General features: G+C 59.4%; 25 protein-coding genes and 1 tRNA gene. 10 read left to right on the forward strand and 16 right to left on the reverse strand.

The window, feature by feature from the left end; all coding sequences use genetic code 11:
* Positions 1–820 precede the first annotated feature (820 nt).
* On the forward strand, positions 821–1,117 hold the full coding sequence (locus FHT85_RS01650) for a hypothetical protein (RefSeq protein WP_112411824.1): 297 nt from the start codon (positions 821–823) through the stop codon (positions 1,115–1,117).
* Positions 1,118–1,391: 274 nt separating this feature from the next.
* On the opposite strand, the gene FHT85_RS01655 is transcribed toward FHT85_RS01650, so the two are convergent.
* The 8 genes from FHT85_RS01655 to FHT85_RS01690 all read right to left on the reverse strand — a co-directional run bounded on the left by FHT85_RS01655 (position 1,392) and on the right by FHT85_RS01690 (position 9,262).
* Positions 1,392–1,467: transfer RNA gene (locus FHT85_RS01655), tRNA-Lys, on the reverse strand.
* Positions 1,468–1,591: 124 nt separating this feature from the next.
* Positions 1,592–2,509, reverse strand: coding sequence for a PhzF family phenazine biosynthesis protein (locus FHT85_RS01660; RefSeq protein ID WP_181476117.1), 918 nt, complete (start codon positions 2,507–2,509; stop codon positions 1,592–1,594).
* 68 nt (positions 2,510–2,577) lie between these two features.
* Positions 2,578–3,318: an NUDIX hydrolase gene (locus FHT85_RS01665; RefSeq protein WP_112411823.1), complete on the reverse strand. Its 741-nt coding sequence runs from the start codon at positions 3,316–3,318 to the stop codon at positions 2,578–2,580.
* Entirely contained in the window at positions 3,315–4,430 is a 1,116-nt protein-coding gene (locus tag FHT85_RS01670) for an endonuclease/exonuclease/phosphatase family protein (RefSeq protein ID WP_112334590.1), read from the reverse strand. Before FHT85_RS01670 ends, FHT85_RS01665 begins: the two co-directional genes overlap by 4 nt.
* A 48-nt stretch (positions 4,431–4,478) precedes the next feature.
* Entirely contained in the window at positions 4,479–5,474 is a 996-nt protein-coding gene (locus tag FHT85_RS01675) for an isopenicillin N synthase family dioxygenase (RefSeq protein ID WP_112411822.1), read from the reverse strand.
* A gap of 76 nt (positions 5,475–5,550) precedes the next feature.
* Entirely contained in the window at positions 5,551–6,582 is a 1,032-nt protein-coding gene (locus FHT85_RS01680; RefSeq protein WP_112411821.1) for an ABC transporter ATP-binding protein, read from the reverse strand.
* Entirely contained in the window at positions 6,570–8,264 is a 1,695-nt protein-coding gene (locus FHT85_RS01685) for an ABC transporter permease (protein ID WP_112411820.1), read from the reverse strand. The genes FHT85_RS01680 and FHT85_RS01685 overlap by 13 nt, the downstream gene beginning before the upstream one ends.
* Positions 8,265–8,281: 17 nt before the next feature.
* Positions 8,282–9,262, reverse strand: a complete 981-nt coding sequence (locus FHT85_RS01690) for an ABC transporter substrate-binding protein (protein WP_112411819.1) — start codon at positions 9,260–9,262, stop codon at positions 8,282–8,284.
* A 172-nt stretch (positions 9,263–9,434) separates the two neighbouring features.
* Between FHT85_RS01690 and FHT85_RS01695 the strand changes: the two genes are divergently transcribed.
* Positions 9,435–10,493, forward strand: a complete 1,059-nt coding sequence (locus FHT85_RS01695) for an aldo/keto reductase (protein WP_112411818.1) — start codon at positions 9,435–9,437, stop codon at positions 10,491–10,493.
* A gap of 34 nt (positions 10,494–10,527) precedes the next feature.
* On the opposite strand, the gene FHT85_RS01700 is transcribed toward FHT85_RS01695, so the two are convergent.
* The gene (locus tag FHT85_RS01700) at positions 10,528–11,757 is read right to left on the reverse strand and encodes a PLP-dependent aminotransferase family protein (protein ID WP_112411817.1); all 1,230 of its coding nucleotides are present in this window, start codon (positions 11,755–11,757) and stop codon (positions 10,528–10,530) included.
* A 158-nt stretch (positions 11,758–11,915) separates the two neighbouring features.
* On the opposite strand from FHT85_RS01700, the gene FHT85_RS01705 reads away from it, so the two are divergent.
* Complete coding sequence (locus FHT85_RS01705; protein WP_112411816.1) at positions 11,916–12,503, forward strand: class I SAM-dependent methyltransferase; 588 nt, start codon at positions 11,916–11,918, stop codon at positions 12,501–12,503.
* A 50-nt stretch (positions 12,504–12,553) separates the two neighbouring features.
* Here FHT85_RS01705 and ilvC read toward each other — a convergent pair whose 3' ends face one another.
* On the reverse strand, positions 12,554–13,573 hold the full coding sequence (gene ilvC / locus FHT85_RS01710) for a ketol-acid reductoisomerase (protein ID WP_112334582.1): 1,020 nt from the start codon (positions 13,571–13,573) through the stop codon (positions 12,554–12,556).
* 44 nt (positions 13,574–13,617) lie between these two features.
* Entirely contained in the window at positions 13,618–14,268 is a 651-nt protein-coding gene (locus tag FHT85_RS01715) for a TetR/AcrR family transcriptional regulator C-terminal domain-containing protein (RefSeq protein ID WP_112411815.1), read from the reverse strand.
* Between the two features lie 234 nt (positions 14,269–14,502).
* Here FHT85_RS01715 and FHT85_RS01720 point away from each other — a divergent pair, with 234 nt between their 5' ends.
* Positions 14,503–14,937 (forward strand): hypothetical protein, encoded by a 435-nt coding sequence (locus FHT85_RS01720; RefSeq protein ID WP_112411949.1) that lies wholly within the window; start codon positions 14,503–14,505, stop codon positions 14,935–14,937.
* A gap of 18 nt (positions 14,938–14,955) precedes the next feature.
* Here FHT85_RS01720 and FHT85_RS01725 read toward each other — a convergent pair whose 3' ends face one another.
* The gene (locus FHT85_RS01725) at positions 14,956–15,864 is read right to left on the reverse strand and encodes an AraC family transcriptional regulator (protein ID WP_112334580.1); all 909 of its coding nucleotides are present in this window, start codon (positions 15,862–15,864) and stop codon (positions 14,956–14,958) included.
* Positions 15,865–16,065: 201 nt separating this feature from the next.
* On the opposite strand from FHT85_RS01725, the gene FHT85_RS01730 reads away from it, so the two are divergent.
* Entirely contained in the window at positions 16,066–17,109 is a 1,044-nt protein-coding gene (locus FHT85_RS01730) for an NAD(P)-dependent alcohol dehydrogenase (RefSeq protein WP_112411814.1), read from the forward strand.
* A 54-nt stretch (positions 17,110–17,163) separates the two neighbouring features.
* Here FHT85_RS01730 and FHT85_RS01735 read toward each other — a convergent pair whose 3' ends face one another.
* The 3 genes from FHT85_RS01735 to FHT85_RS01745 form a co-directional block, all read right to left on the reverse strand.
* Complete coding sequence (locus tag FHT85_RS01735; RefSeq protein WP_112411813.1) at positions 17,164–18,426, reverse strand: NAD(P)/FAD-dependent oxidoreductase; 1,263 nt, start codon at positions 18,424–18,426, stop codon at positions 17,164–17,166.
* Positions 18,427–18,533: 107 nt separating this feature from the next.
* Positions 18,534–19,097 carry a PH domain-containing protein gene (locus tag FHT85_RS01740; RefSeq protein WP_112411812.1) on the reverse strand — a complete coding sequence of 188 codons (564 nt, stop codon included), beginning with the start codon at positions 19,095–19,097 and terminating at the stop codon, positions 18,534–18,536.
* Positions 19,098–19,211: 114 nt separating this feature from the next.
* Positions 19,212–19,676 (reverse strand): Lrp/AsnC family transcriptional regulator, encoded by a 465-nt coding sequence (locus FHT85_RS01745; protein WP_112334576.1) that lies wholly within the window; start codon positions 19,674–19,676, stop codon positions 19,212–19,214.
* 162 nt (positions 19,677–19,838) lie between these two features.
* Here FHT85_RS01745 and FHT85_RS01750 point away from each other — a divergent pair, with 162 nt between their 5' ends.
* The 5 genes from FHT85_RS01750 (at position 19,839) to FHT85_RS01770 (ending at position 24,126) form a co-directional block, all read left to right on the forward strand.
* On the forward strand, positions 19,839–20,558 hold the full coding sequence (locus FHT85_RS01750; RefSeq protein ID WP_112411811.1) for an aspartate/glutamate racemase family protein: 720 nt from the start codon (positions 19,839–19,841) through the stop codon (positions 20,556–20,558).
* Positions 20,559–20,628: 70 nt separating this feature from the next.
* Complete coding sequence (locus FHT85_RS01755) at positions 20,629–21,558, forward strand: helix-turn-helix domain-containing GNAT family N-acetyltransferase (protein ID WP_112411810.1); 930 nt, start codon at positions 20,629–20,631, stop codon at positions 21,556–21,558.
* An 86-nt stretch (positions 21,559–21,644) separates the two neighbouring features.
* A complete protein-coding gene (locus FHT85_RS01760) occupies positions 21,645–22,151 on the forward strand; it encodes a GNAT family N-acetyltransferase (protein ID WP_112411809.1) in 507 nt (168 codons plus the stop codon).
* A 90-nt stretch (positions 22,152–22,241) separates the two neighbouring features.
* Entirely contained in the window at positions 22,242–22,859 is a 618-nt protein-coding gene (locus FHT85_RS01765; protein WP_112334572.1) for a TetR/AcrR family transcriptional regulator, read from the forward strand.
* A gap of 52 nt (positions 22,860–22,911) precedes the next feature.
* Positions 22,912–24,126: an MFS transporter gene (locus tag FHT85_RS01770; RefSeq protein WP_112411808.1), complete on the forward strand. Its 1,215-nt coding sequence runs from the start codon at positions 22,912–22,914 to the stop codon at positions 24,124–24,126.
* On the opposite strand, the gene FHT85_RS01775 is transcribed toward FHT85_RS01770, so the two are convergent.
* Positions 24,127–25,374, reverse strand: coding sequence for an FAD-dependent oxidoreductase (locus FHT85_RS01775; protein WP_112411807.1), 1,248 nt, complete (start codon positions 25,372–25,374; stop codon positions 24,127–24,129).
* Positions 25,375–25,377: the final 3 nt, after the last annotated feature.

Genomic DNA, 25,377 nt, shown 5'->3' on the forward strand with positions numbered 1-25,377 from the left:
GTGTTCTCTGTGGGAGGAGAAACATCATGGAACTGCTTCGCCTGCTCTCCGCCTTCGATTATACGCTGATCGTGATTCTGGCCGCTATTTTTGTATTCAGCGTCATGGAAGGTGGATATAGGAAGCCTTGAACGCACATGGCCGAAAGCGATGGCCATTGCCATCGGCCGGACATCTCTGACATCATTTGAACGCGGGGCGATCACCGGAAGCTCCGTCGGCCCGGCCTATCCGAGCGCAAGCGTGGGCGTCGCTTACAGCAACAGCATAATCTGGTGATGTAGATTGGTTGATGCGCGATCAGTGCCCGGCTGGATGTTCAGTCAAATCAAAGATTGTAGCTCGCGCAAAGTCTACGATAGGATCCGAGCTCACTACTTCTAGTTTAATAATGAGCCTTCTCGGTTATACTTGCAAAAACCAAAGAAAAAATTGCAGCACAGGATTGTATAATTCGACGTATTTATTCATCGCTTTGATAAAACAATTCACAAGCTTCGCGCAAACAATTCATGGGATATTTCCAGCATCAATAAAGCACGAAGCAAACAGGATATACTTATGGGATATGACTGGGACGGCATCAAGACGCGCCGAATGCGAAGACTGAAATATGGGCTTTCCCTATTTCTTTTCATGATGGCGATATCAGCGCCAACCGCGTTTCTCCTGCATCTACGCTGAAGCCATTGGCATATCGGTCGCTTCGTGGCCGTTTCAAAACTTCTCCAACTGCGAAAGACGTCGTTCAACCTGATGGGAACCAAAGCAAGCCTCCATTCGTTCCTGGAGGAACTTACCCGCAATCAAGGAGGGCATCATGGCCAACATCTCGCTGGACAAGGACATCAATGCGCAGATCGATGAACTCCGCAGCCAGATCGATAGGCTCTCCACCGATTTGGCAAAGCGGATCGATAGCGCCTCGGACCGCGCCGACGAGGCCCTTTCTTCAGCAAAGGGAAAAGTGGCAAACATCGCGGATCATGCCCGCGCCGAGGGCCGGAACGTAGTGCAGGCCGCAAAGGAAAATCCGACAGCCACAAGCTCCGTCCTGATCGTGACGGCGCTCCTCGGCTTATTTACCGGCCTTCTACTGGGCAGGCTTTCCGACTAGAGCGACGACCCTACCGCAACGTCGATCGCTGTCCGATCGGGAGAAGAACCGCGGACGAACACCTCTCTTATGCTGAAGTACGGGAGGGACGTCGCGCTACGGAGTTTAGCGCGGATGCGATGAAGCTCATGGAAAGCCGCTGGAGCGAGATCAAGCCCGCTGCATTCCGGAATAGCACGGAACTTGAATTGGAAACCGTTTCCAATCTGCTGGAATCCGCGCAGCCGAAAACCCTCGAGACGTTTCGAATTAACTAACGATTTCAAGGAGTTTTTGGTGGGTGATGTAGGGCTCGAACCTACGACCCGCTGATTAAGAGTCAGCTGCTCTACCAACTGAGCTAATCACCCGTACCGCTTGCTGGCGGCGTGACCGGGCATATAAATAGGATCGGTTTGATTGTCCAGCGGCCAGACGAATTTTCTTTGTTTTTTTGTCAAAAAAATTTCAGGCGCGGCAGAAAAATCAATGAAATCAAAGCTCAAGAATTCCTGATGCAACACGCACCGCCTGGCCGCCGATGCGGGCATTGGCGATCATGCCGCCATTGATATCGAGGTGAAGATGAATCAGCGATGGCCGCCCCATCTCGATGCCCTGCTCTATGACGACAGGATGATGCCCATCCGGCAAAGCATCGAACTGATTGATCGCACCGGACAGCGCCGCCACTGCAGCACCCGTCGCCGGGTCCTCGACGATACCCATTCCCACGGGGAACATGCGCGCGTGGAATTTGGCAACGTGATTGACGCCGCCGCGGCAATAAATGAAAGCCGACGCAAGCGCGCCGTCGACAAAGGGCACCGTCTTTTCCCAAAGCTGCAGATCGAACTCCAGCCTTTCAGCCGCGCCGACATCGTGCACCGGCACCAGAAGAAACGGCACTCCGGCACTCCATATGGAGGGTACATGGTTCTCGAAGCCAATCTCGGTGATCTTCAGGCTGAGTGCATTGGCGATATCGGCCCTGTCGAGCGGCAGCGGGATCTCCTGCGACTTCTTCGGTAGATCGAACTCGGCAAAACTCGCCTTGTTCTGGCGTAGCTTGATAGCGCAGCGCACTGGCCCGACGCGCTCGTCGAGAACGGAAACGAGATCGAGGTCACCGCCGTGATTGGCATGGACCTTCTCTGCCAACGCGATCGCCGTGCCGACTGTCGGATGCCCGGCAAAAGGCAGTTCGCGACCGGGCGTGAATATGCGCAGGCTCGCCGTGTGGGCGGGATTTTGCGGCGGCAGCACGAAGACCGTCTCGGAAAGGTTCATCTCCCTGGCGATCGCCTGCATTGCCTCATCGCTCAGGTCCCCCGCATCGAAGATAATTGCGAGCGGATTGCCCGCCAGCTTGTTGTCGGTGAACACATCATAGACACTGTAGCTGCGCGCCAATCTGGCCTCCATCCATACTTCCAGACCTAATTATTCATAACTGCAAGCGACTCCAGCGCAAGCCCAAGCTATTTGTCGCTGCCAAAGAACCAGGCGAGGATCGGCAGCATTGCGACATTATAGCGGTGCGCTACGGGATCGGCTGACCGGATTGCGACCACGCCATCGACCTCGTCCTCTTCGGAAACCAGTATATGCGCCTCGATGCGCCGAAGCATATCCTCGGCCGTCCACGGAAAGCGGAAAATCCGAAAGAGCGTGACGGAACGATTCATGTGGGTTGCGTAGTATCCAGGGTCGGCGATCGCGTTGTTCAAATCCAGACCGGTTTCCTCCAGCACCTCGCGTCGCATATTGCCAGCGACGTCGGCGTGGTCGTTGACAATATCATTTTCGTCCATCGATCCAGCCGCGCAATAAATTTGGCCGGGATTGGCAGTGTGCGGCGCCATGCGGATCGCGATGATCGCACCATCGGACGATACCGCCACCGGAAATGCGAAAAGGTGAAAGCCACCGTGCCGCTCGCTTTGCTTGCGCCACCAAAGGAAGGTCGAGAAAGGCGTCACATAGGCTTCACCCCTGACGAGGCCGTCGGCAAGCGAAAGACGACGCTGGAAGATCATGCGCCCATCAAAGAGGGCTGGATTGGCGGCGATTTCCCTTGCCCAGTTCTCCTGCGCCGCCGCAGACTCCTGAACGTGGAAAGGATGCTCGCCTGGCAGCACAGCAAGATCGATCCCGGAAACGGGAAATACGGTGCCTTCCGGCGGCCAGCCGGCCATGTCGTTCCGTTCTGAGATGCTCATATCAAATCCAATGTCATGACGACGGGGCAATGGTCTGAGGCTTTCGGCCTGTCCCAGCCGACGCGCGGATAGCGCTCCACCTCCTGCCCCGGTGGGAAAATAGTGCGGAAAGGCTGGCCCGAGCGGATGATATCGGGCATGCGCGTTGCATTGGCGCGTGCCAGCGCCGGAGAGAGCCAGATGTAGTCAAGCTGGCAAAGCCGCTGCTCCTGCGGCCCTCGGGCGTGGTAAAGCGTCCAGCGGTCAAGCTCCTCTCGCCGCCGCACGACGTTCTCCGCAAAACCATCATGGCTGAAAACATCGAGGGCGCTGCCCTTCTCCTCGCCGCGCGGCTCAAAACGATAGCCGGTGCGGCGTGTGCCGATGACGTCGATCCATTCCTGATAGTCGTTCATGTCGCCGCAGATGGCGAAATTCTTCGTCGCCGTGTGGCCAGCCCCGAAGCGATCTTCGATGATACGGCGAACCGCCATGGTCTCGGCTCGGCGGATCGGCATGGTCGCATGACGTCCATCCACGCCTTCGCGTGCAGGTCCCATCGATTTCAGATGGATGACATAGAGCGAAAACGGAACGCCACCAATATGGAGGTGCAGCTCCAGGCAATCGCGCTTGAAGATCTTGTCCTCCGAATGAAGGCCGAGCTCCGCAAGCTCGTCGTTGAAAAGGCCGAAATTGCCGTAGGTCACCATGGCGTGACTCTTGATGTCGTTAAGCACGATCGGCTGGCCGTCGCGCGTTTCCTCGCGCATCATCACGGCGACATCGATGCCGCGGCTGTCATTGCCTTCGATCAGGAATTTCTGCCGGTAGCCATTGCCGACCATGCGGTAGAGATAGCCATATTCGAAAGCCTGCAGCGCCGCCATGTTGTCGACCTCCTGCAGGCAGATGATGTCGGCATCCGCATCTGCGATCGCAAGCGCGGTCATCTGCCTGGTGTCGTCAGTCGCCGCAATCACACGCGCTGCTTCCAGCTGCTGATAGATCTCTTCATTACGGACATCGAAGAGCTGCAATACGCGATCCTGGCGCAGCTGATTGCGAAAACCAGTGTAATCGAAACGGGTCAGAAGATTTTCGACATTGAAAGTCGCAAGGCGCAGGGACATGAAGCATTCCAGTTTAAGAAGAATATGAGCCGGCTTATTATACTCGCATCATCCGGCCTTGGCGGTAACAGTCGATTTGAACTTGCCCATCAGATATGGGCCGGAAAGAACGGGAGCATATTTCGGCTCCCCGCCTTCCTTCAGGCACGACGGCAGGCAGGCGATTTCGGCAAACCAGTTCGGCTGGTGGAAGAAGGCCAGAGACTGGCGGCGCTGCATGCCGCCCTCTTCCGGCGGCGGGTTGACGACACGATGCACCGTGGACACCCAGCGATCGTTGGTCCAGAGCGCCATCAGGTCGCCGATGTTGATGACGAAAGCACCTTCGACCGGCGGCACCGATGTCCAGTTGCCATCAGGGGCGATGATCTCTAGCCCTTTCGAGCCGGGTTGCGGCAGGAGGATCGTCAGGCTGCCGTAATCGGTATGCGCGCCGGCGCGAAGCTGGCCCGGCTGTGGTGGCACGTGCTGTTCGGGATAATTCAATGCCCTCAGCGCACTGATCGGAGCATCGACATAGCAATCGAAGAAATGTTCATCGAGGCCGAGCGCCGTTGCGAAGACACGCATGATACGCGCCGCGAGATCTTCCATCGCCCCATAATAGGCCTTCCATGCCTCCACGAATCCATCAGGCTCTTCCGGCCAGATGGTGGCAGCATAGCAGAAGCCGAGCGCTTCCGGATCGTTCATGCCTGCGGGAATGGAAAGAGGGCCGCCATTGAAGCTCTCCTTCAGGTCCGGCGGCGTGTCCACGTTACGGGATTTTGCCAGCGCCTCCGTGCCCGGTCCGAGATAGCCGTAGGGATAGCCGGGATAGAGGGTCTTGGCGCGCTGCTTCACCTCGGGCGGCAGATCGAAGAAGACCTGCGTCTTCTTCCACACCTCGGCGATCACGGCATCCGCGACACCGTGGTTGGCAATCGCCAGAAAGCCGGTCGAGCGGCATATCCGATCCACCTCCACACCAAGCCGCTTCTTCTCGTCATGATCGGCTGCTTCGAAAGCGCCGAGATCGAAAATCGGAAAGCTATGATCGGACATGCGCGACTCCCCTTCGTGACGTCGAGCAAATCAAGCATAGGAGGCGACGGGGAACAACCATCTTGTCCCCTACCGATCAAAGCCGCCAGGCGGAGCGGATCGCGACCCGATAATCATCGCCCACGGCAACAGCCTCGCGGCTATAGGCGCGCAGCACCTGTCCATCCGGCATCGACAGCCTCAGCGCATAGCGCTCGCCCTCATAAAGAATGGAATCGACACGGCATGAAATGCCCTCCCCATCGGCAACCACGTCCTCCGGCCGCACGAGAATATCCGCTCTGGCCGAGCCGCCTGCCCCATTCTCCCACAAGTCTCGGAAGAACGGCCAATCGATACGGCGTGGACCGCCATCGGGAAAAGCCATCGATAGGATGGCACCCTGCCCGACCAATCCGCCGACCATTTTGCCTTCGGGGCGCGCATAGATCTCCGCCGGCGGCGCCACCTGCAGGAGCCGCCCTTCGGACATGACGGCAACGTCGGTCGCGAGCGCCATCGCTTCGCTCTGGTCATGGGTGACATAAATCATGGTGGCACCGGAGCGCTGGTGAAATTCGCGAAAGGTCTCCTCCATCTCCTTCTTCAGATGGCGGTCGAGATTGGCGAGTGGCTCGTCCAACAGCACGACATCGGGCGATGTCACCAGGCAGCGAGCAAGCGCCACGCGCTGCCGTTGGCCGCCGGAGAGATCGGCGGGCCGGCGTTCGGCGTAATCGCCAAGACGCACCGTCGCCAGTGCCTCGCGCACTTTCTCGCGGTAGCGCTCGCCGGAGATACCGCGCACCTTGAGCGGATAGCCGACATTGTCAGCGACGTTCATGTGCGGCCAGAGCGCGTAGGATTGAAACACCATCGCCATATTGCGCCGCTCCGGCGGCAGCATGTTCGCCGCATCCGCCAGCAGCCGTTCGCCGAGATGGATGGAGCCATCGGTCGGCTGCTCAAAACCGGCGATCATTCGAAGCACAGTCGTCTTGCCGCAGCCGGAGGGGCCGAGCAGCGCCAGGAAGCCGCCTTCCCGAACATCGAGCGACAAGGCATTGACCGCAGCGCGGCCGCCCGCGCCGAAATCCTTGCTGACATGATTGAGGATCAGTTTCGCCAAGGCAGCACTCCCTTCGGCAGGCGCTTGGCCATGATTTCCAGAAGCACCATCATGATAACGACCATGGCGACGACGATGACCGACATGGCCGAGGCAAGATCGGCACTGCCGCCGTCATCGAGATTGTAGATGACGACGCCGAGCGTCTGCGTACCGGCCGACCAGAGAAGCGCTGAAACGGTCAGCTCGTTGCAAGCGATCAGGAAGACGAGGATTACGGAAGCACCGGCCGCCGGCGCGATCAGAGGCACGATGATGTCTGCAAGACGACGGAAGAAGCCTGCCCCCGAAAGCCTCGCCGCCTCTTCCAATGCCGGATCAAGCTGCAGGAAGGCGCTCATGACCGGCTTCAGGCTGACGGCGAAGTAGGCGGAAAAATAGGCAAGCAGGATGATCCAGATCGTCCCGTAGAGCGTGACATTGAGGATCGGCAGCGGTGCTGCGAACACCAGAATGAAGCAGACGGCGATGATGATGCCCGGAAGCGCATAGGGGATCTCGATCATGCCGCTGACTATGCGGCTCAGCATATCCTTGCGCCGCGTCAGCGCATAAGCCGCGAGCACTGTCACCAGGAGGAGACCGAGCGCCGTCATGCCGGCGAGGAACAGTGAGTTGGAAAAGGCGGTGCGCGTTATGCTCTGCCGAAACAGGATTTCCGTAAATGCGTTGAGCGACGCCGTCTTGACGGTGAGCGGCACGCCATAGGCCGGCACAAGCGCACCTGCGACCAGCGCCAGAAAGGGAGCAACGAGCATGACGAAGAGGATGGCATATAGCACCGGCAGCGCCAGATAGCGCCAACGGCCGAGCGAAAAGGCAGCCGTCGCGCCGGAAATGCCGATGACGCGGTAGTCACGCCCTTTCAAGGCCCTGCCCTGCACGGCAAGACCGGCAACGGCAATGACGGCGATCATCGTCGACAGCACGGCGATATCGCCGAATGTCCTCGGCCCGAAATTGGAGAACTTCGTGAAGATCAAGGTCGAGAGCGTATAGATCGAGGCGGGAATGCCAAGGATCGCCGGAATGCCGAAATTGCCGATGGACGAGACGAAGGCAATCGCAGCGCCCGCAATGACACCGGGCAGAGACAAGGGCAGGATGATATCGCGGAAGACACGCAGGCCGGACGCGCCGGAAAGCCTTGCGGCCTCGACGCCATCGCGCGGCAATGCCATCAAGCCCGCGCGCAGAGCGAGATAAACGAGAGGCGCATGCTGGACGCCATAGAGCAGCGCGATGCCGCCGACCGAATAAAGCGGCTGCGGCGAGCCGAGCGGCGGCGCGATATGCAGCGCTTTCAGCAAGGGGCTCGATGGACCGGACATCTGCACCCAGGCGAGTGCCGTCACTTGCGGCGGAATCATCATCGGCAATACGAAGAGAAACCCGAGCAGCCCCCTGCCCGGCAGATCGGTCAATGTCAGCAGGAATGCGAAGAGGCAACCAAGGACCACGGAAACGATAGTGCCGAGCACGGCAGTCTCTATCGTGTACCAGGCCGAGCGCCAGAGCGAGGGATCGGTGATGAGTTCATAGGTGCCGCCTCCAAGCAGCGCCTCGATGCCGGCAAACGCCAGCCGTGCCAGCGGCAAAACGCTAAGCAAGAGTACGACGGCAACAACAAAAGGAAACAGCCAGGCCGGCTGGCTGTTTCCCCGACGCACATATGAGTACATTCCAGATCCGGGTCGGATTACTTCGACTTGAAGTAGGTGGAGAAGGTCTTCAGGTCCTGATCCGCGTTCTTGAGAGCATCGGCTGCATTCAACGGCAAAATCTTGATACTGTCACGTGACGGAAAACCTTCCGGCAGCAGCGTGCCGTTGCGAGCCGGGATGTAGCCAAGCTTCAGGAAGCCTTCCTGGCCCTTTTCGGAAAGGACGTAATCGACGAACTTCTTGGCGGCATCGGCGTGCTGCGTGCCGGCGAGAATGCCGACCGGCTCGGTGACGGCCGAAACGCCTTCCTTCGGGAAGACGAATTCCAGCGGAGCGCCCTTGGCCTTTTCACGGATCGGCATGTAATCGACAATCATGCCATAGGCCTTCTCGCCGGAAGCAACCGACTTCAGCACGGCGCCATTGCCGCCGGAAGCGATCGCGCCGTTGTCGGCGAGGTGCTTGTAGTAGTCCCAGCCTAGGCTGCCGACGCCGGCGAGCGTCTGTGCGTGGATGAGAGCGGCGCCCGAAGCAAGCGGGCTCGGCATGGCGACGAGGCCCTTGGCTTCCGGCTTGACCAGATCCTGCCAGCTTGCCGGCTTCATGGCGGCGGCCGTGTTGTAGACGATGCCGGTCGTGATCAGCTTGGTGGAATAGTAATAGCCGCCGGCGTCATAGAGCGACGCATCGTAATTCGCGGCTTCCGGCGACTTGTAGGCGAGCAGCTTGCCAGCTTCCTTCAGCCGCTCGAGCGTTACCGTATCGGCGATCAACAGGACATCGGCAACCGGAGCGCCGGCCTGCATTTCGGCCTGAAGCTTCGCGATGATCTGCGGCGTGCCGTCACGAACCCAATCGACCTTGATGCCGGGATTGGCGGCCATGAAGCCATCGACGGTTGCCTGCGCATCGGCATTCGGCTGGCTGGTATAGAGGACGAGATCGGCAGCGTTTGCGCTGCCGGAGAAAAGAGCGATGGCCAACAGGCCGGCAAAGGCGGAAACAAAGGTCTTCATGAAAACGTCCTCGGCTAGATTGTAGGAGGTTGTCTAGACGCAGGGCTTAACATGATTGTGACAGTTGAATTTGAATAGACTGCCGTTCGTATGATGATTGAATCTTGACCATCGGCGTCCGGCACTATTTTCTGAGGCACGTATTTCAGACGTGATCGAGGAGGATAGATCTATGGAATATCGCCTGCTTGGCCGCTCCGGCCTCAAAGTTTCCACCATCACCATGGGCACCATGACCTTCGGCGGAGTCGGCTGGGCAAAAACCGTTGGCGATCTCGGCATCAAGGATGCCAAGAAGCTTGTCGACATGTGCATCGACTCAGGCGTCAACCTGCTCGATACGGCCGACGTCTATTCGCAAGGCGCATCGGAGGAGATTCTCGGTGAGATCATCGGCGGCCCGCGCAAGAACGGCGTGCTCATCGCCACCAAGGCACGCTTCCCGATGGGACCCGGCGTCAACGATGTCGGCTCATCCCGCCAGCATCTTATCCAGGCCTGCGAGGCAAGCCTGAAGCGCATGAAGACCGACGTCATCGATCTCTACCAGCTGCATGAATGGGACGGGCAGACGCCGCTGGAAGAAACGATGGAAGCGCTCGACACGCTGGTTCGCCAGGGCAAGGTCCGCTATATCGGCTGCTCGAATTTTTCCGGCTGGCACATCATGAAGGCACTCGGCGTCAGCGAGCGCGACAAGCGCGAACGCTTCGTCAGCCAGCAGATCCATTACACGCTCGAAGCGCGCGACGCGGAGAACGAACTGGTGCCGATCAGCATCGACCAGGGCCTCGGCATTCTCGTCTGGAGCCCGATTGCCGGCGGTCTGCTCTCAGGCAAGCATCGCCGCAATCAGGCGACGCCCAAGGGTACACGCCAGTTCGCCGGCTGGACCGAACCGCCGATCCGCGATGAGAACCGCCTGTGGAATATCGTCGATACGCTGGTGGAAATCGCCGATGGTCGCGGCGTTTCGGCCGCTCAGGTGGCGCTTGCCTGGCTCATCGGCCGCAAGGGCGTGACCTCAGTCATTATCGGCGGCCGCACGAAGGCCCAGTTCAAGGACAATCTCGCCAGCGCCGAGCTAAAGCTGACGGACGAGGAACGCAAGCGGCTAGACGACGTCAGCCTGCAGCCGCTGATGTATCCCTACTGGCACCAGCGCAATACGGCCAGCGACAGGCTGAGCGAGGCCGATCTGGCGCTGATCGGCCCGCATCTGGCAAAGTGATAAACCCCTTCTCCCCTCGGGGAGAAGGTAAAAACTAGGCCGCCATCGCCCCGATCTCATCAGCAATCAACTTGCCGAGCCGCGAGATGCCCTCTTCGATCATCTCGTCATTGGCGCAGGAGAAGCTGACGCGGAAAGTGTTCGCACCGCTGCCATCGGCGAAGAAGGCCTGACCCGGCACGAAGGCGACCTTCGCCGTTTCCAGCGACCGTGCCAGCAACTTAGCGCCATCCATTCCCTTCGGCAGGGTGATCCAGACAAACATGCCGCCTTGCGGCTTCGTCCAGCTCGTACCGTCAGGCATGTATTTCGCAAGCGCCGCCAGCATGCAGTCGCGGCGGTGGCTATAGGTCTTGCGGACCTTGGCAACCTGCGCATCAAACCCGCGCTCGGCGACCTGATGGATCGCGATCTGGTTGATGGTCGAGGAATGCAGGTCAGCCGCCTGCTTCATCAGCACCAGCTTGCGGATGACAGGCGCATTGGCGACGATGAAGCCGACGCGAAGGCCGGGCGCCAGCGTCTTGGAGAAGCTGCCGCAATAGATCGTGCGCGAGTCGTTGATGCTGCCCTTGCGAGCGATTTCCAGAGCCAGGATCGGCGCAACCGGCTCACCGTCATAGCGCAGAGACTGATAGGCAGCGTCTTCGATGACGGCGATATCTAGCTCTTCGGCAAGGTCGAGCAGTTTCTTGCGGCCGGCCAGATCGACAGTCTCGCCCGTCGGGTTGGCGAATTCGGCCGAGAGATAGGCGAACTTCACCCTGCCCCCCGCCTGCGAAGCCGCGGCGCGATAAGAATCCGGCGTGCGGTTGCCGTTCGGCGTCAACTGATCGTAGGTCGGCTCATAAGCGTTGAAGGCCTGCAGCGCGCCGAGATAGGTCGGCGCCGTCACCAGCGCCGTGTCCTTCGGCGACAGGAAAAGCTTGCCAAGATAATCGAGCCCCTGCTGCGAACCGGAAACGATGAAGACATTTTCGAGCTCACAGGGAATGCCGAGCGCGCCCATCTGGCCCACGAGCCATTCGCGCAGCGGCTTGTAGCCTTCGCTGACCGAATATTGCAGCGCTGCATTGACAGTCGGACCGGAAAAGATGTCGGCATAGGCCTGCTTGAACTCCGCATCCGGGAACAACGCGGGATCGGGAATGCCGCCGGCAAAAGAGATGATATCCGGGCGCTCCAAAAGTTTCAGCAGCTCGCGGATTTCGGAGGCGCGCATACGGCTCGAGCGCGTCGCAAAGATATTTTCCCAATTCAACATGGGGCTTCCTCGTAATTTTTGGTCTTTCCAACACAAAATCACGCAACAAAAGATAAGTCAACAATACTGACCTATTTTGTTTGTCATGGTGGCAGATATTGTCTGCCTTTCCTGCTAACATCGACGATGCTCTTACAAAGAAATGAACGCCAGCCAGCATGAGCACCGACCCGACAGCGTCCTTCTATACCGACAACGCCGCCATCTACGCAGCGCGTGAACGCCGGCTACCGCGCCAGAGGCTGGATGCCTTTCTGGCCGCCCTGCCCGCCCGCGCAACCATCCTCGAATTGGGTTGCGGCAGCGGCCAGGATGCCGCCTACATGCTATCGCGCGGCTTTGACGTTACGCCGACGGACGGTTCGGCCGAGCTTGCGAGGGAAGCGGAAAAGCGTCTTGGCAGGCCCGTTCGAGTGATGCGTTTCGAAGCCTTGGACGCTACCGAAATCTTCGACGGCATATGGGCGGAGGCCAGCCTCCTGCATGTTCCGCGATCCGCTCTGCCAGATATCTTCGATCGCATTTTGCGCGCCCTGAAAACGGGCGGCATCTTCCACGCCAGCTTCAAGGCGGGTGAAGCAGAGGGACACGACAAGTTCGGACGCTATTACAACTATCCTTCCGCCGTATGGCTTAAGGCTATGCTGAGCGCCGGAGGATGGAAGAACATTGCCATGACCGAAGCCGATGGTGGCGGCTTCGATGGCGAGCCGACAAGATGGCTCTACGTCGCGGCCCATAAATAGAAAGGCCGGAGCTTTCGCCCCGGCCCTCCAATCCGGCTCTCGCCGAAAGCTTAGTTGACGGCCTTGTCGACCAGCTTGTTCTTGCCGATCCAGGGCATCATGCCGCGCAGCTTGGCGCCGACTTCTTCGATCTGGTGGCTGTCGTTGTTGCGGCGGATACCCTTGAAGCGGGCAGCACCCGAACGGTATTCCTGCATCCACTCGGAGGTGAACTTGCCGGTCTGGATGTCCTTCAGGACGCGCTTCATCTCAGCCTTGGTTTCTTCGGTGATGATGCGCGGACCGGTGACGTATTCGCCCCATTCTGCCGTGTTCGAGATCGAGTAGTTCATGTTGGCGATGCCGCCTTCATAGATCAGGTCGACGATCAGCTTCACTTCGTGCAGGCACTCGAAATAGGCCATTTCCGGAGCGTAGCCGGCCTCGACAAGCGTTTCAAAGCCGGCGCGGATGAGCTCGACGAGACCGCCGCAGAGAACGACCTGTTCGCCGAAGAGGTCGGTTTCGCACTCTTCGCGGAAGTTGGTTTCGATGATGCCCGAACGGCCGCCGCCGACGCCGCAAGCATAGGAGAGAGCGAGTTCAAGCGCGTTGCCGGAAGCGTTCTGGTGAACGGCAACGAGGCAGGGAACGCCGCCGCCCTTCTGGTATTCGCCGCGAACCGTGTGGCCCGGACCCTTCGGAGCAATCATGACGACGTCGACCGAAGCCTTCGGCTCGATGAGGCCGAAGTGAACGTTGAGGCCGTGGGCGAAAGCGATCGCAGCACCGTCACGGATGTTGGGAGCGATGTCGGCCTTGTAGATGTCGGCCTGCAGTTCGTCCGGGGTCGCCATCATCATCAGGTCGGCCCAGGCAGCAGCTTCGGCAACGGTCATGACCTTGAAGCCGTCGGCCTCGGCCTTCTTGACCGTGGGGGAACCGGCCTTCAGTGCGATCACAAGGTTCTGTGCGCCGCTGTCCTTCAGGTTCAGCGCGTGAGCGCGGCCCTGCGAACCGTAGCCGATGACGGCGACTTTCTTCGACTTGATGAGGTTGAGATCGGCATCACGATCGTAATAGACGCGCATTGTTTGTCCTTCCCTTTGCTTGTCTGGGTGCAGATTTTAAATTGTCAGACGGTCGCTGCTGCTTCCGCCAATACCTTTTCCGTGCCGTAAAGCTTGAGGAAGGCGCTGACCGCCCTCTCAGCCTGACGGCTCGTATCCTTCAAACCGGGCTCGCCGAGCAGCATGCGCACATGCAGATCGGAGACGATAAGCCCATAAAGCGTGTGATATGCCTCGTCGGCATCGGTAAAGCGCAGCAGCCCTGCCCGCTTGCCGGCATCGATGAGACCGATGGCGCGGCGGTCGATCTGCCGGCGGCCGCGCTCCAGCAGGAGCTTGCCGAGCTTGGAGCCGTCACGGTTCGACTGACCGATTGCCAGACGGTTCAACGCAAGTGAAACGTCGCCGGCCAAAACCTCCAGCAGATCACGCGCGAAAATCACGAGATGATCGTGCAGACTTATCGTATTCAGCCGCTCGCCATTGCGCTCGAAGGTGCGAACCTTGCTGGCCTGATAGGTGATCATCGCCGACAGCAGGCCATCGCGGTCGCCGAACCATTTGTAAAGACTTTCCTTGGAGCAATTGGCGGCGCGTGCAACGCCCGAGGTCGTCAGCGCCTTCTCGCCGCCATCGACGAGCAGACGCAACGCCTGTTCCAGAACGGCGTTCTGGCGCGGCGAAAACTCGCTCGACTGTCCTGCTTCGCTCAGCACGATGGTTACTCCCAAATGCGTACCGTACGGTACGGTTCGTGGCGCTTTATGCAGGACACCGACGCAGCCGTCAAGCGGAATTCGTTGCTGCACCGCGTTAAAAAGACGGAGGACACTTGTCATGGCATGCGCACAATAGATAGATCATGTCGGTCTCTATTGCTGCGAGATCGCTCGGTGAAACCCGTGGTCAATCAATCTTATAAAACGGCGCCAGCCTGGCGCGTCGGATGCATGGAAAGCGGTAAACGCTGGGCAATCACCTGGATTACCGGAATCTGCTTTGCGAGCGGACTATTTCATCTACCCGTGCCGGCGGATGCAGCGTCAAAATCCCTGGCGCGTCCCGCCGGGCACTATTGCGGCAAGCTTCTCTCGAGCGATCGGTTGGTCGATGTTGAAACGTCGCTCCAGGTCGACGCGAAGGGCCACATAGCGGGGACCTATCGTTTCAACGACGATGGCGAGACAACGGTCGGCACACTCTCGGAAATCGGAACGACACCCGGCAGAGCGCGAACACTGCGATGGTTCGACAAATATGGAATGGGCTCGCTGACGATCCGCTTCGATGCCGGCTATCATCGTTTCGAAGGTCTGTGGGGGCCGCAGGACGTCACGCCGAGCTACACATGGAATGGCGGCAGCTGCAACGCGCCGATCAGCTAACTGCCTTCGGCCCGAGACCTACTCGGCGGCAACCACGCTATTGCGCATCGCCTCGACATCCTTCAGTGGCGGCAGGCCATAAAGGCGGCTGTATTCCCGGCTGAATTGCGAAGGACTTTGATATCCGACGCGATGGCCTGCCGATCCGACATCTAGCTGCTCCACGATCATCAGCCGGCGCGCCTCATGAAGCCGAAGCTGCTTCTGATACTGCATCGGCGATAGTGCCGTAACAGTCTTGAAATGGTGATGCAGCGACGAAACGCTCATGCCGACGCGTTCGGCGAGTTCTTCGATGCGCAGCGGTTGCGTATAGTTGCCGCGGAGCCAGGCGACGGCCCGCGCCACCCGGTTGCTCTGGCTCTCCGCCATCGCGATCTGCAGCAGCCGAGGGCCATTCGGACCGGTCAGCAGGCGATAGAGGATTTCCTGCTCGATCAAAGGCGCCATGGCTGGAATATCTTCGGGCCGATCAAGCAATCGGAGCAGCCGTAGCGAGGCATCAAGCAGTTCCGGCGAAGCGGCATTGACCGCAATTCCGCGCACAGGCTCGGTCAACGCCTGACGCGGAATGCTGACGCGCGACAGGAGCTCCTTCAACAGTTCGCTGTCGAGCGCCATACCGAAACAAAGATAAGGCGTATCGCTACCGACATTGGTGACCTGCGTCGATACCGGAAGGTCGAGCGCGGTCAAAATATACTCGCCGACACCGTAATTGTAGGTCTCGGCGCCGATTGTCAGGTTCTTGCGCCCCTGAACCACGATTGCAAAACAGGGCCGATAGGCCCCATGCTGCCACACGGTCGCGGCCGACTGCCGATAGAGATTGAGATTGTCTATCGGCGTGCGATGTTCGCCGTCGCACGTGGCGAAACGTGCAATGATCGACGCGAGTTCCTGATTGGGATTGAAAGGCAGTGTCATGCGCAACCAACTGTTTTCGAGCAGATATCGATGTCTATCTAGGTAACACCGTTCGATCGCGAAAGACCTGCCGCGCATTTAGATTCGCAGGATCGTACATAAAGCTTGCAGGATCGCTCTAACACTATGGCCCAGACCTGATGCATGGTGGGGCATCGAAATTCTACTCCCAACCCATCCGAAAAGATAAGGAAATCTCCCATGCCTATCGCAAAGGGTTATGCAGCAACCGACGCGTCCAAGCCGCTCACACCATTCACTTTCGACCGTCGCGACCCGAACGCGGACGACGTCGTCATCTCCGTCAAATATTGCGGCGTCTGCCATTCCGACATTCACCAGGCCCGCAACGAATGGGGCGGCTCGAAGTATCCGATGGTGCCCGGCCATGAAGTCGCCGGCATCGTGACCGCCGTCGGTTCCGAGGTCACGAAGTTCAAGGTCGGCGACCGCGTCGGCGTCGGCTGCTTCGTCGATTCCTGCACGACCTGCGCCACACGTGACCTGGATTACGAACATTACATGCCCGGTCTCGTCCAGACCTACAACGACGTCGAAGCCGACGGCAAGACGCCGACCTTCGGCGGTTATTCCGACTCGATCGTCGTCAAGGAAGGCTATGTCCTCTCCTTTCCCGACAATATCCCGCTCGATTCGGGCGCACCGCTGCTCTGCGCCGGCATTACGCTCTTTTCGCCGCTGCGCCACTGGAAAGCCGGCCCGGGCAAGAAGGTCGCGATCGTGGGCATGGGTGGCCTCGGCCACATGGGCGTGAAGCTGGCCCATGCCATGGGCGCCGATGTCACGGTTCTGAGCCAGACGCTGTCGAAGAAGGAAGACGGGTTCAAGCTGGGCGCGAAGGACTACTACGCCACCACCGATGCCGAGACCTTCACGAAACTCGCCGGCACCTTCGATCTGATCATCAACACGGTCGGCACGGCGATCGACTGGAACGCCTATCTCAACCTGCTGAAATATGACGGCAGCATGGTACTGGTCGGCGTTCCCGAACATGCGGTTCCGGTGCATGCCTTCTCACTGATCCCCGGCCGTCGCAGCCTTTCCGGTTCCATGATCGGCTCGATCAAGGAAACCCAGGAAATGCTCGACTTCTGCGGCGAGCACAACATCGTAGCCGAGATCGAGAAGATCAACATCCAGGAAATCAACGAAGCCTATGAGCGTGTTCTGAAGAGCGACGTGCGCTACCGCTTCGTCATCGACATCGCTTCGCTGGCATAAGCACTGTTGCGCAGCAACTCATACGAAAAGGGCAGCCGTTACGGCTGCCCTTTTTCATTCCTCGCGCATGGTTTCCTTCTGCGTGATCAGCCGGGCGCTGTGCTGCCGACTGATATAGATCCAAAGCCAGCTCCAGGCGACGGCGATGCGCCAACGCACGCCGATCAGGAAATAGATGTGGGCAAGCCCCCAGACCCACCATGCGAGCCATCCCTTCAGCTTAATCCAGCCGAAATCGATGATCGCAGCACTTTTGCCGATCGTCGCAAGGCTGCCCTGATGGCGATAGTGGAACGGTCCGGGCGACGGTCTGCCCGCAAGCTTTGCCTTGATGACCTTGGCGACATAAGCGCCCTGCTGCTTGGCAGCCGGAGCGATCCCCGGCACGGGGCTGCCATCGTCACGCATGACGGCTGCGGTATCGCCGATGATGAAGATATCCTCCTTGCCCGGCGCCCTCAGATCCTTGTCGACAATGGCGCGGCCGGCACGATCGGCTGGAATGCCAAGCCATTTCGCCGCCGGCGACGCCTCGACACCCGCCGCCCAGACGATGGTACGGCATGGCACGAAGGTGTCGCCGATCGTCACGCCTTCAGCCGTGCATGAGGTGACCGGTCTACCAAAGCGGACGTCGACACCAAGCAGTTCCAGCTCCTTGTGCGCATAGTCGGAGAGCTCTTGCGCAAAAGCGGGCAACACCCTTGGGCCGGCCTCGACGAGGATGATCTTCGCCTTGCGGGTATCGATATTGCGGAACTCCTTCGGCAGTGTTGTCCTTGCCAGCTCGGAGATGATACCGGCGAGCTCGACACCCGTGGGACCCGCGCCAACGATGACGAAAGTCAACAGCGCCTCGCGGACAGCCGGGTCGGTTTCCATTTCCGCCTGCTCAAAGGCCAGCAAGAGGCGCCGGCGGATGGTGGTTGCATCCTCCAACGTCTTCAATCCCGGCGCCACCGGCTCCCACTCGTCATGGCCGAAATAGGCATGGGTAGCGCCGGTTGCCAGCACCAGCGTGTCGTAATGGATCTTCTGACCGTTCTTCAGGAGCACCTCATGCGCCGCGCTATCGACGCCGACAACCTCGCAGAGCAAGGTCGTCACGTCAGGTCGATCGCGGAAGAAATTGCGGATCGGCCAGGCAATCTCGGAGGTCGCAAGCAGAGTGGTTGCGACCTGATAAAGAAGTGGCTGAAAGAGGTGATGATTGCGCCGATCGATCATCGTGATGCGGACGGGAGCACCCTTCAGATCGTTGGCGAGCTGTACCCCGCCAAAGCCGCCTCCGACCACGACGACATGATGATCCTGCATGGCAACACCTCGCGACTAACTCTGCTCAAAAACGTAGGGTTGAGAAGGATATGCAGCAACCATCTTTTATGCATGGCACCTCTGCGTCCCCCTCCTCACGCTGAGAGCTACGATACTCTCGTGGATTGGGCACGCACGATGAGATTGAATACGTCGCGCACATCCGCGACGCCAAGAAACCGCGGCACGTTCGAAAGCGCAGGCGTCCAGATGCCCATACCGCCGCCACGGCGACCGAAGCCGATTTCGGTATCGGTTCCGAAATTGATCGTACCGGTCCCGTTACCATTCTGATCAAGATCCAGCGCCGGCAAGCGATCCAGTGACACGGTCAGAACCTTCGCAAACCAGCCTTCGCGCAAAATGATGATGCGTTGGTCGGTGACTGCATATTGGGTCCTCGCGCGAACGAATGCATCGACCACAAAACGACCGACGATGAGATAGAGGCCAATCAACACGAAAGGCACACCCCATAGCTTAAAAAAGATTGGCGCGTTGCCTTGGCGTATGACCGTGACTTCCCAGAGGGCCGTAAAGCCACCCCACATCAGTGAAAAGGGGACAAGCAGCAGATCTTTTTTGCTGGCCATGAAGCCTTGCTTCGGTCTGCCCTGCCATAACAGTTTTTCACCGGGTAGGAAGTAGGTTTGAATATCGGTGTTGCGCATGGCAGATTGCCCTTGTGGCGATAATCACAGCACGCATTTTACAACTTAAAGGCCGGACTTCGCCATAGGAGCTTGCCGAGGTGATATGCAGAAATAACACGCGACCGCCCCGGTTCAGTGTGCATACCCGACAGGAACGGAGGCGCCGCTTTTAAGTTCCTCCATCGAGATCGACGCCGAGACGTCGAAGAGCTCGATCTTGCGCACGAGCTGCTTGTAGATGACGTCGTAATGCTCGACACGCGGCAACACGATCTTGAGGATATAATCATAATTCCCGGTAAGCCGATGCGCCTCAACGATCTCAGGGATATCTCCGATGACTTTGCGGAAGGATTCGATCCACTCGTCGGCATGATGCGCCGTCTTGATCATCGCATAGACCGTGGTCGGCACTCCCATCTTCTCGCGATCGAGCACGACGATACGCCGGGCGATATGCCCGCTTTCCTCAAGCCGCTGTATGCGGCGCGAGCAGGCCGACACCGACAGGGCAACGCGATCGGCAAGTTCGGTGACGGAGATGCCGGCATCCGCCTGCAGAAATTCAAGAATCTTTCGGTCACGTTCATCAAGCATGTACGGCAACTCCTCATATATACGCCAATATTTTGCACATAAATCGAAAAATGCGCAAACATTTGCAGATAGATCCTGATAAGCTTCAAAAAACGCAAACATGCGGCGGGTGAAACGCCGCACTATTCCTCCATTCAAAATCCACGAGCGGAGAACAGCATTATGCGCACCATTGGCCTGATCGGCGGCATGAGTTTCGAGAGTTCGGCAGTCTACTATCGCCTGATCAACGAAATGGTCCGCGAGCGCCTCGACGGCCTCTCCTCTGCGGAGCTGGTCATGTACTCCGTCAACTTCGAGGAAATCGTCGCGCTACAGAAGGCCGGGCGCTGGAACGATGCCGCCGAGCGCCTCGGCGATGCGGCGGAAGGCCTGCAAAAGGCCGGGGCCGAATGCGTGCTCATCTGCACTAACACCATGCACCTGATCGCACCTCAGGTTGCCACACGCGTTTCAGCTCCGCTCATCCATATCATCGATGAGACCGCTGCGGCCTTGAAGGCCGCCGGCAGGGTCAAGCCACTGCTGCTCGCCACACGCTACACGATGGAACACGGATTCTATGCCGAGCGTATGGCTGAAAACGGCGTCTCCATCATGGTGCCCGGTTCCGAGGATCGCACCGTTACGCATGATATCATCTTCAACGAACTCTGCGCCGGCATCATCAAGGACGAGTCGCGCCGGAAGCTGAACGGCATCATCGAGCGCGCCAAGGCGGAAGGTGCCGACAGCGTCATTCTCGGCTGCACCGAGATCTGCCTCATCCTCGATCCGAAGGCACTGATCCTGCCAGGCTTCGACACGACGACGATCCATGCCGAGGCGGCCGTCGACTTCGCGCTTGCGAATGAAAAGAGCAGCAAAAGCTGCGCTGCCTGACCTCGATCAATTTACTTGACTGAGTCCAATAAATAACCAACATCGTCTCCATACCTGAGGAGACGATGTCATGCCCGCCGCTGCCGATTTCACGACCATCGATGCCGTCCGTAACTTCAATCGCTTCTATACGAATTTCCTCGGCGTCCTGAACAAGGCCTATCTCGACAGCCCCTATACGCTCACGGATGTGCGCGTGCTGTTCGAAGTCGGCTTCCGCGGTGGCGTCGCAGCTTCCGCGCTGACACGCGAGCTGCATCTCGACCCCGCCTATCTCAGCCGTATCGTCAAGCGCTTTCGCGAGGACGGGCTGGTCGAAACGACACCGGATGCGAACGATGCGCGCAGCCAGGTCATAAAAGTCACCGACAAGGGACAGGCGCAGTTCGAGGAGTTCGTCCGCCGCTCACGCGCGCAGATCGCCGGATATTTCGAAAAACTCGCGCCCGGCGAACCCGAGCGTGTCGTTGCAGCGATGCAGACGATACAGGAGGTACTCGGCCCCGATCGAACCGAAGCGCCCCCCGCGCTCATTCGCAATCATCGACCCGGTGACATCGGCTGGATCGTACAAAGCCAGGCGCGCTTTTACACCGAAGAATTCGGCTGGGACGATCGCTTCGAAGGATTGGTAGCCGAAGTCGCCGGCAAATTCCTGTCTAATTTCAACCCGCAAAAAGATCGGTGCTGGATTGCCGAGCGAGGCGGCCTCAATGTCGGCTCCGCCATGATCGCCGATGGCGGCGACGGCGTCGCGAAGCTTCGGCTGCTCTATGTGGATAAGACGGCGCGCGGCCTCGGCCTCGGTAAGATGCTGGTCGACGAATGCATCCGTTTTTCGCGCGATGCCGGCTACGGAACACTCTCGCTCTGGACCAATGACATTCTCGACACTGCACGCGCCATCTACATCAAGGCGGGCTTCAAGCTCGCCGCAGAGGAGAAGCACCGCATGTTCGGCCCGGAACTGAACGGTCAGACATGGGAACTCGATCTCTGAACGCAGGCGGCTGACTGCGTGAATGGACACCCTCTGGTTTTGCCCATATCCTCAATGCTTCCCTGATTTGCAATGAGATACCAACGATGGCCGAAAGTGGCGAAATCCGGATAGAACCCATATCAACCGAGCATATCGAAGGTTTTCACAGGGCGCTCGACACGGTCGCGCGTGAGCGAGAATATCTGTCGCTGCTCGAAGCCTTTCCGCTGGAAGAAACACGCATTTTCGTGCTCGGCATGATCGAAAAAGGCAATCCGCAGTTCGTCGCCCTAGACGATGGGAAAGTTATCGGCTGGTGCGACATCAGCCGTCATGGCTTTCCTTCCCATGCCCACGCCGGCAAGCTCGGCATGGGCATCGTCTCCGCCTATCGCGGCCGGGGATTGGGACGTCGATTGATAGAGACGACGCTGCATGCCGCGCGGGATGCAGGAATAGAACGCGTCGAACTCAGTGTGCATGCCGACAATGACAGAGCCATCGCGCTCTACGAAAAAGTCGGCTTCGTCCGCGAGGGCCTCGCTCGCAATTCCGTACGCATCGACGGCCGCTATAAGGACGCGATCCACATGGCGTTTTTCCACGAGTAGCGGGGCCGGTCGCAATCAATATTCTTCCGATTCTTGCTGCGATGCAAAAATTCACTTGATTTGGAAACGATCATTTCCTAAAAGAATGACATGACGACAGACACTCTCGACATCGCACCGAAGCTTCGTGGACGTCCGCGTGAATTCGACATGGATTCCGCGCTGGACGAAGCGCTGCGCGTTTTTTCCGAGCGCGGCTATTATGCCGCCTCGATCAGCGAATTGACCGAGGCCATGGGTCTGACCGCAGGAAGCGTCTACAAGGCTTTCGGCGACAAGCGCGGGATCTTCCTCGCCGCGTTCAGCCGGTATCGCCAGGTCCGCCAGCAACTCATCGACGAGACGCTTGCGGAAGCTCCGAATGCTCATGAAAAACTTCGTGCCTTGGTGACGTTCTTCGCGGAAGCCTCATGCGGGGAGATCGGCCGCCGCGGCTGCCTTGTCGTCGGAAGCGCAACCGAACTTGCGCTTTTCGACGAAGAAGTCGCCGGTCGCGTCGGCGTCGCCTTCGATTTCGACGAAAGGCGTATCCTCAATTTGATCCATCTCGGACAGGAGGATGGCTCCATATCGAAGCATGTCGATCCGGAAAGCACCGCCTGCACGCTGCTAGCCCTGACGAAGGGCATGCGCGTGATCGGCAAGACTGGCCGCAAGACCGAACATATGCTCGCCGTCGCCGAGACGGCCATGAAACTGCTGAACTGATTTTCACTGAAATTTCGGGGAACGTAACCCCCGCTCCTATTGAGGACGAGACATGCCCGCAACTGCCGCCGCCAGACGGGAGAGCACGCCGCTCCCGGAAAAGACCATTTCGCCGCTTCTCACATTCATGTCCGCCGCCGCCTGCGGGCTGGTGGCCGCCAATCTCTACTATGGCCAGCCGCTTGCCGGCCCCATCAGCCAGTCACTCGGCTTCAGCCCGGCGGCGACCGGCCTCATCGTCACGCTGACGCAGATCGGCTACGGCCTCGGCCTCCTGCTGATCGTCCCACTCGGCGATCTTCTCGAGAACCGGAAACTGGTCCTGACGCTGGTGGCGCTTGCCGCCGTCGCGCTTGTCGGCGCAGCCTTCGCATGGTCGCCGTCACTGTTCCTGCTCGCCTCGCTCTGCATTGGCCTTGCATCCGTTGCTGTGCAGGTCCTTGTCCCCTTCGCCGCCCATATGGCGCCGGACGCCAGCCGCGGCGCTGTCGTCGGCAACGTCATGAGCGGCCTGCTCGTCGGCATCATGCTCGCTCGCCCGGCTGCGAGCTTCCTGTCCGAGCTTCTCTCCTGGCACGCGGTCTACATCATCTCAGCCGGCGTCATGATCGGGCTGATCGTCATCCTGCGCCTCGTTCTACCGACTCGCGTGCCCCATACGAAACTGCATTATGGGCAGCTGCTGTCCTCCATGGGCCACCTCGCGCTCCGCACGCCGGTCCTGCAGCGACGTGCGCTCTATCAGGCCTGCATGTTCGGCGCCTTCAGCCTCTTCTGGACGACGACGCCGCTGCTGCTGGCAAGCCCTGCCTTCGGCCTGACGCAAAATGGCATCGCCCTCTTCGCACTTGCCGGAGCCGCGGGCGCCATCGCCTCACCGATTGCCGGACGCGTCGCTGATCGCGGCTGGACGAAGCTTGCGACAGCCTTCGCCCTGGTGCTCGCCATTATCGCCTTCCTGATCGGCCATTTTTCCGGCAGCGGTTCATTGCTGGCGCTGATCACGCTCACACTGTCAGGCATCATGCTCGACTTCGGCGTTCAGACGAATCTGGTACTCGGTCAACGCGCCATCTTTGCGCTCAGCGCCGAGCATCGCAGCCGTCTCAACGGCCTCTATATGGCGACCTTCTTCGCCGGCGGCGCCCTTGGCTCGGCGCTTGGCGGCTGGGCCTATGCCACCGGCGGCTGGAATATGGCCTCCTGGATCGGCGTCGCCTTCCCGGTTATCGCGCTGCTTGCCTATCTGACCGAGCGCAAGAACTGATCAAGACGGCTGCGGCACCGCCAGCCGCAGCCAGTCACATTCCCGCAAGCCTGCGCCATGAAACGGATCGACCAGGGTGCCGGAGACAATGCCGGCCAGGATCTGCGGTGCCGGCGGTACTTTGGCGATGGTTGCGACCAGTCGGTCGCGGATCCAGGCCAGTGCCGCAGAGTCCGATTGGTAGAAGGGCGTGAAGGCCGCTGAGAGCAGCTGAAACAACCGCACATGCATTCGCCGTGCCTTGGCATAGGCAGCAAGAGCGGCATCGATCGTTTCATGTCCCGCCAAAGCGTGCGCGAGCGCGGCCACATCGAGCAACGCCATGTTGGCGCCCTGCCCGAGCTGCGGACTGGTGGAATGGGCGGCATCGCCGACGAAAACAGTCCGCCCACTATAGGGCGTCATCACCGTGCGATGGGCATAACGCGCCAGCGTCAACTGGTCCCAGTCTGTAATCTGCTCCAGCAAAGGCTCGCATTCAGGCCAGTAGCCGCGGATTGCCTGCTTCCAGCGCTCAAGCCCACGCCTGCGCACCTCGTCGGCGTCCGCCACCTTCAAGCTCCAAAACAAAGCGGCCTGCTTCGGCAAATCCGGCCTTCTGCTGCCGATCGGCAATACACCGATCATCACGCTCGCCTTGTCATAGCGTTGCGTCAGCGCTGCCTGATCCACCAGCCCATCCGGACAATCGAGCGTCGCCCAAAAGGCGCCGTAGACGAGATTTCGTGCGCGCGGCGCAACGGGCGATGCCGTCACCAGTTCCGAGCGCGCGCCGCTGGCGTCGATGACGAGATCATAAGGTCCGAGGCGCTCGCCACCTTCGACAGAGAGATAGCTTTCACCGCCCTCCTCCGCCACACCGATAGCACGCTGGCCGGTATGGATCGGATGTTGCCGCGCGGAGACTTCGTCGTAAAGCGTATCGAACAGGGCCGCACGATGAACGCCAAGCCCATAGCGCCCGCCCGCCAACGCATTGTAGCGCACATCGAGGACGATGCGGCCGCGGGTGGTTTCCGTGCCGAACAATCGATCGATGCGGTTGCCGGCGGCGTGGGTGGCGGGACCAAGCCCGAGCGATTCCAGCACGGTCAATCCAGTCGGCTGCAGCATCAGCGCCGAGCCGACGGGAGCCGGGCTATCGAACCGTTCGATGATATCGGTCGTATGGCCGGCGCGAGTGAGAAAGAGAGAGGCGGCAAGACCGGCAGGCCCGGCGCCGACGATAGCGATCTTCAAGGGCTTCACTGT

The sequence above is a fragment of the Rhizobium sp. BK312 genome, from assembly GCF_014193605.1.
Taxonomy (GTDB): Bacteria; Pseudomonadota; Alphaproteobacteria; order Rhizobiales; family Rhizobiaceae; genus Rhizobium.

Coding starts and splice junctions, on each gene's coding strand:
- FHT85_RS01650 (WP_112411824.1), top strand. CDS start 821: ATGGCCAACATCTCGCTGGACAAGGACATCAATGCGCAGATCGATGAA.
- FHT85_RS01665 (WP_112411823.1), bottom strand. CDS start 3,318: ATGAGCATCTCAGAACGGAACGACATGGCCGGCTGGCCGCCGGAAGGC.
- FHT85_RS01670 (WP_112334590.1), bottom strand. CDS start 4,430: ATGTCCCTGCGCCTTGCGACTTTCAATGTCGAAAATCTTCTGACCCGT.
- FHT85_RS01675 (WP_112411822.1), bottom strand. CDS start 5,474: ATGTCCGATCATAGCTTTCCGATTTTCGATCTCGGCGCTTTCGAAGCA.
- FHT85_RS01685 (WP_112411820.1), bottom strand. CDS start 8,264: ATGTACTCATATGTGCGTCGGGGAAACAGCCAGCCGGCCTGGCTGTTT.
- FHT85_RS01690 (WP_112411819.1), bottom strand. CDS start 9,262: ATGAAGACCTTTGTTTCCGCCTTTGCCGGCCTGTTGGCCATCGCTCTT.
- FHT85_RS01695 (WP_112411818.1), top strand. CDS start 9,435: ATGGAATATCGCCTGCTTGGCCGCTCCGGCCTCAAAGTTTCCACCATC.
- FHT85_RS01700 (WP_112411817.1), bottom strand. CDS start 11,757: ATGTTGAATTGGGAAAATATCTTTGCGACGCGCTCGAGCCGTATGCGC.
- FHT85_RS01705 (WP_112411816.1), top strand. CDS start 11,916: ATGAGCACCGACCCGACAGCGTCCTTCTATACCGACAACGCCGCCATC.
- ilvC (WP_112334582.1), bottom strand. CDS start 13,573: ATGCGCGTCTATTACGATCGTGATGCCGATCTCAACCTCATCAAGTCG.
- FHT85_RS01720 (WP_112411949.1), top strand. CDS start 14,503: ATGGAAAGCGGTAAACGCTGGGCAATCACCTGGATTACCGGAATCTGC.
- FHT85_RS01725 (WP_112334580.1), bottom strand. CDS start 15,864: ATGACACTGCCTTTCAATCCCAATCAGGAACTCGCGTCGATCATTGCA.
- FHT85_RS01730 (WP_112411814.1), top strand. CDS start 16,066: ATGCCTATCGCAAAGGGTTATGCAGCAACCGACGCGTCCAAGCCGCTC.
- FHT85_RS01735 (WP_112411813.1), bottom strand. CDS start 18,426: ATGCAGGATCATCATGTCGTCGTGGTCGGAGGCGGCTTTGGCGGGGTA.
- FHT85_RS01740 (WP_112411812.1), bottom strand. CDS start 19,097: ATGCGCAACACCGATATTCAAACCTACTTCCTACCCGGTGAAAAACTG.
- FHT85_RS01745 (WP_112334576.1), bottom strand. CDS start 19,676: ATGCTTGATGAACGTGACCGAAAGATTCTTGAATTTCTGCAGGCGGAT.
- FHT85_RS01750 (WP_112411811.1), top strand. CDS start 19,839: ATGCGCACCATTGGCCTGATCGGCGGCATGAGTTTCGAGAGTTCGGCA.
- FHT85_RS01755 (WP_112411810.1), top strand. CDS start 20,629: ATGCCCGCCGCTGCCGATTTCACGACCATCGATGCCGTCCGTAACTTC.
- FHT85_RS01760 (WP_112411809.1), top strand. CDS start 21,645: ATGGCCGAAAGTGGCGAAATCCGGATAGAACCCATATCAACCGAGCAT.
- FHT85_RS01765 (WP_112334572.1), top strand. CDS start 22,242: ATGACGACAGACACTCTCGACATCGCACCGAAGCTTCGTGGACGTCCG.
- FHT85_RS01770 (WP_112411808.1), top strand. CDS start 22,912: ATGCCCGCAACTGCCGCCGCCAGACGGGAGAGCACGCCGCTCCCGGAA.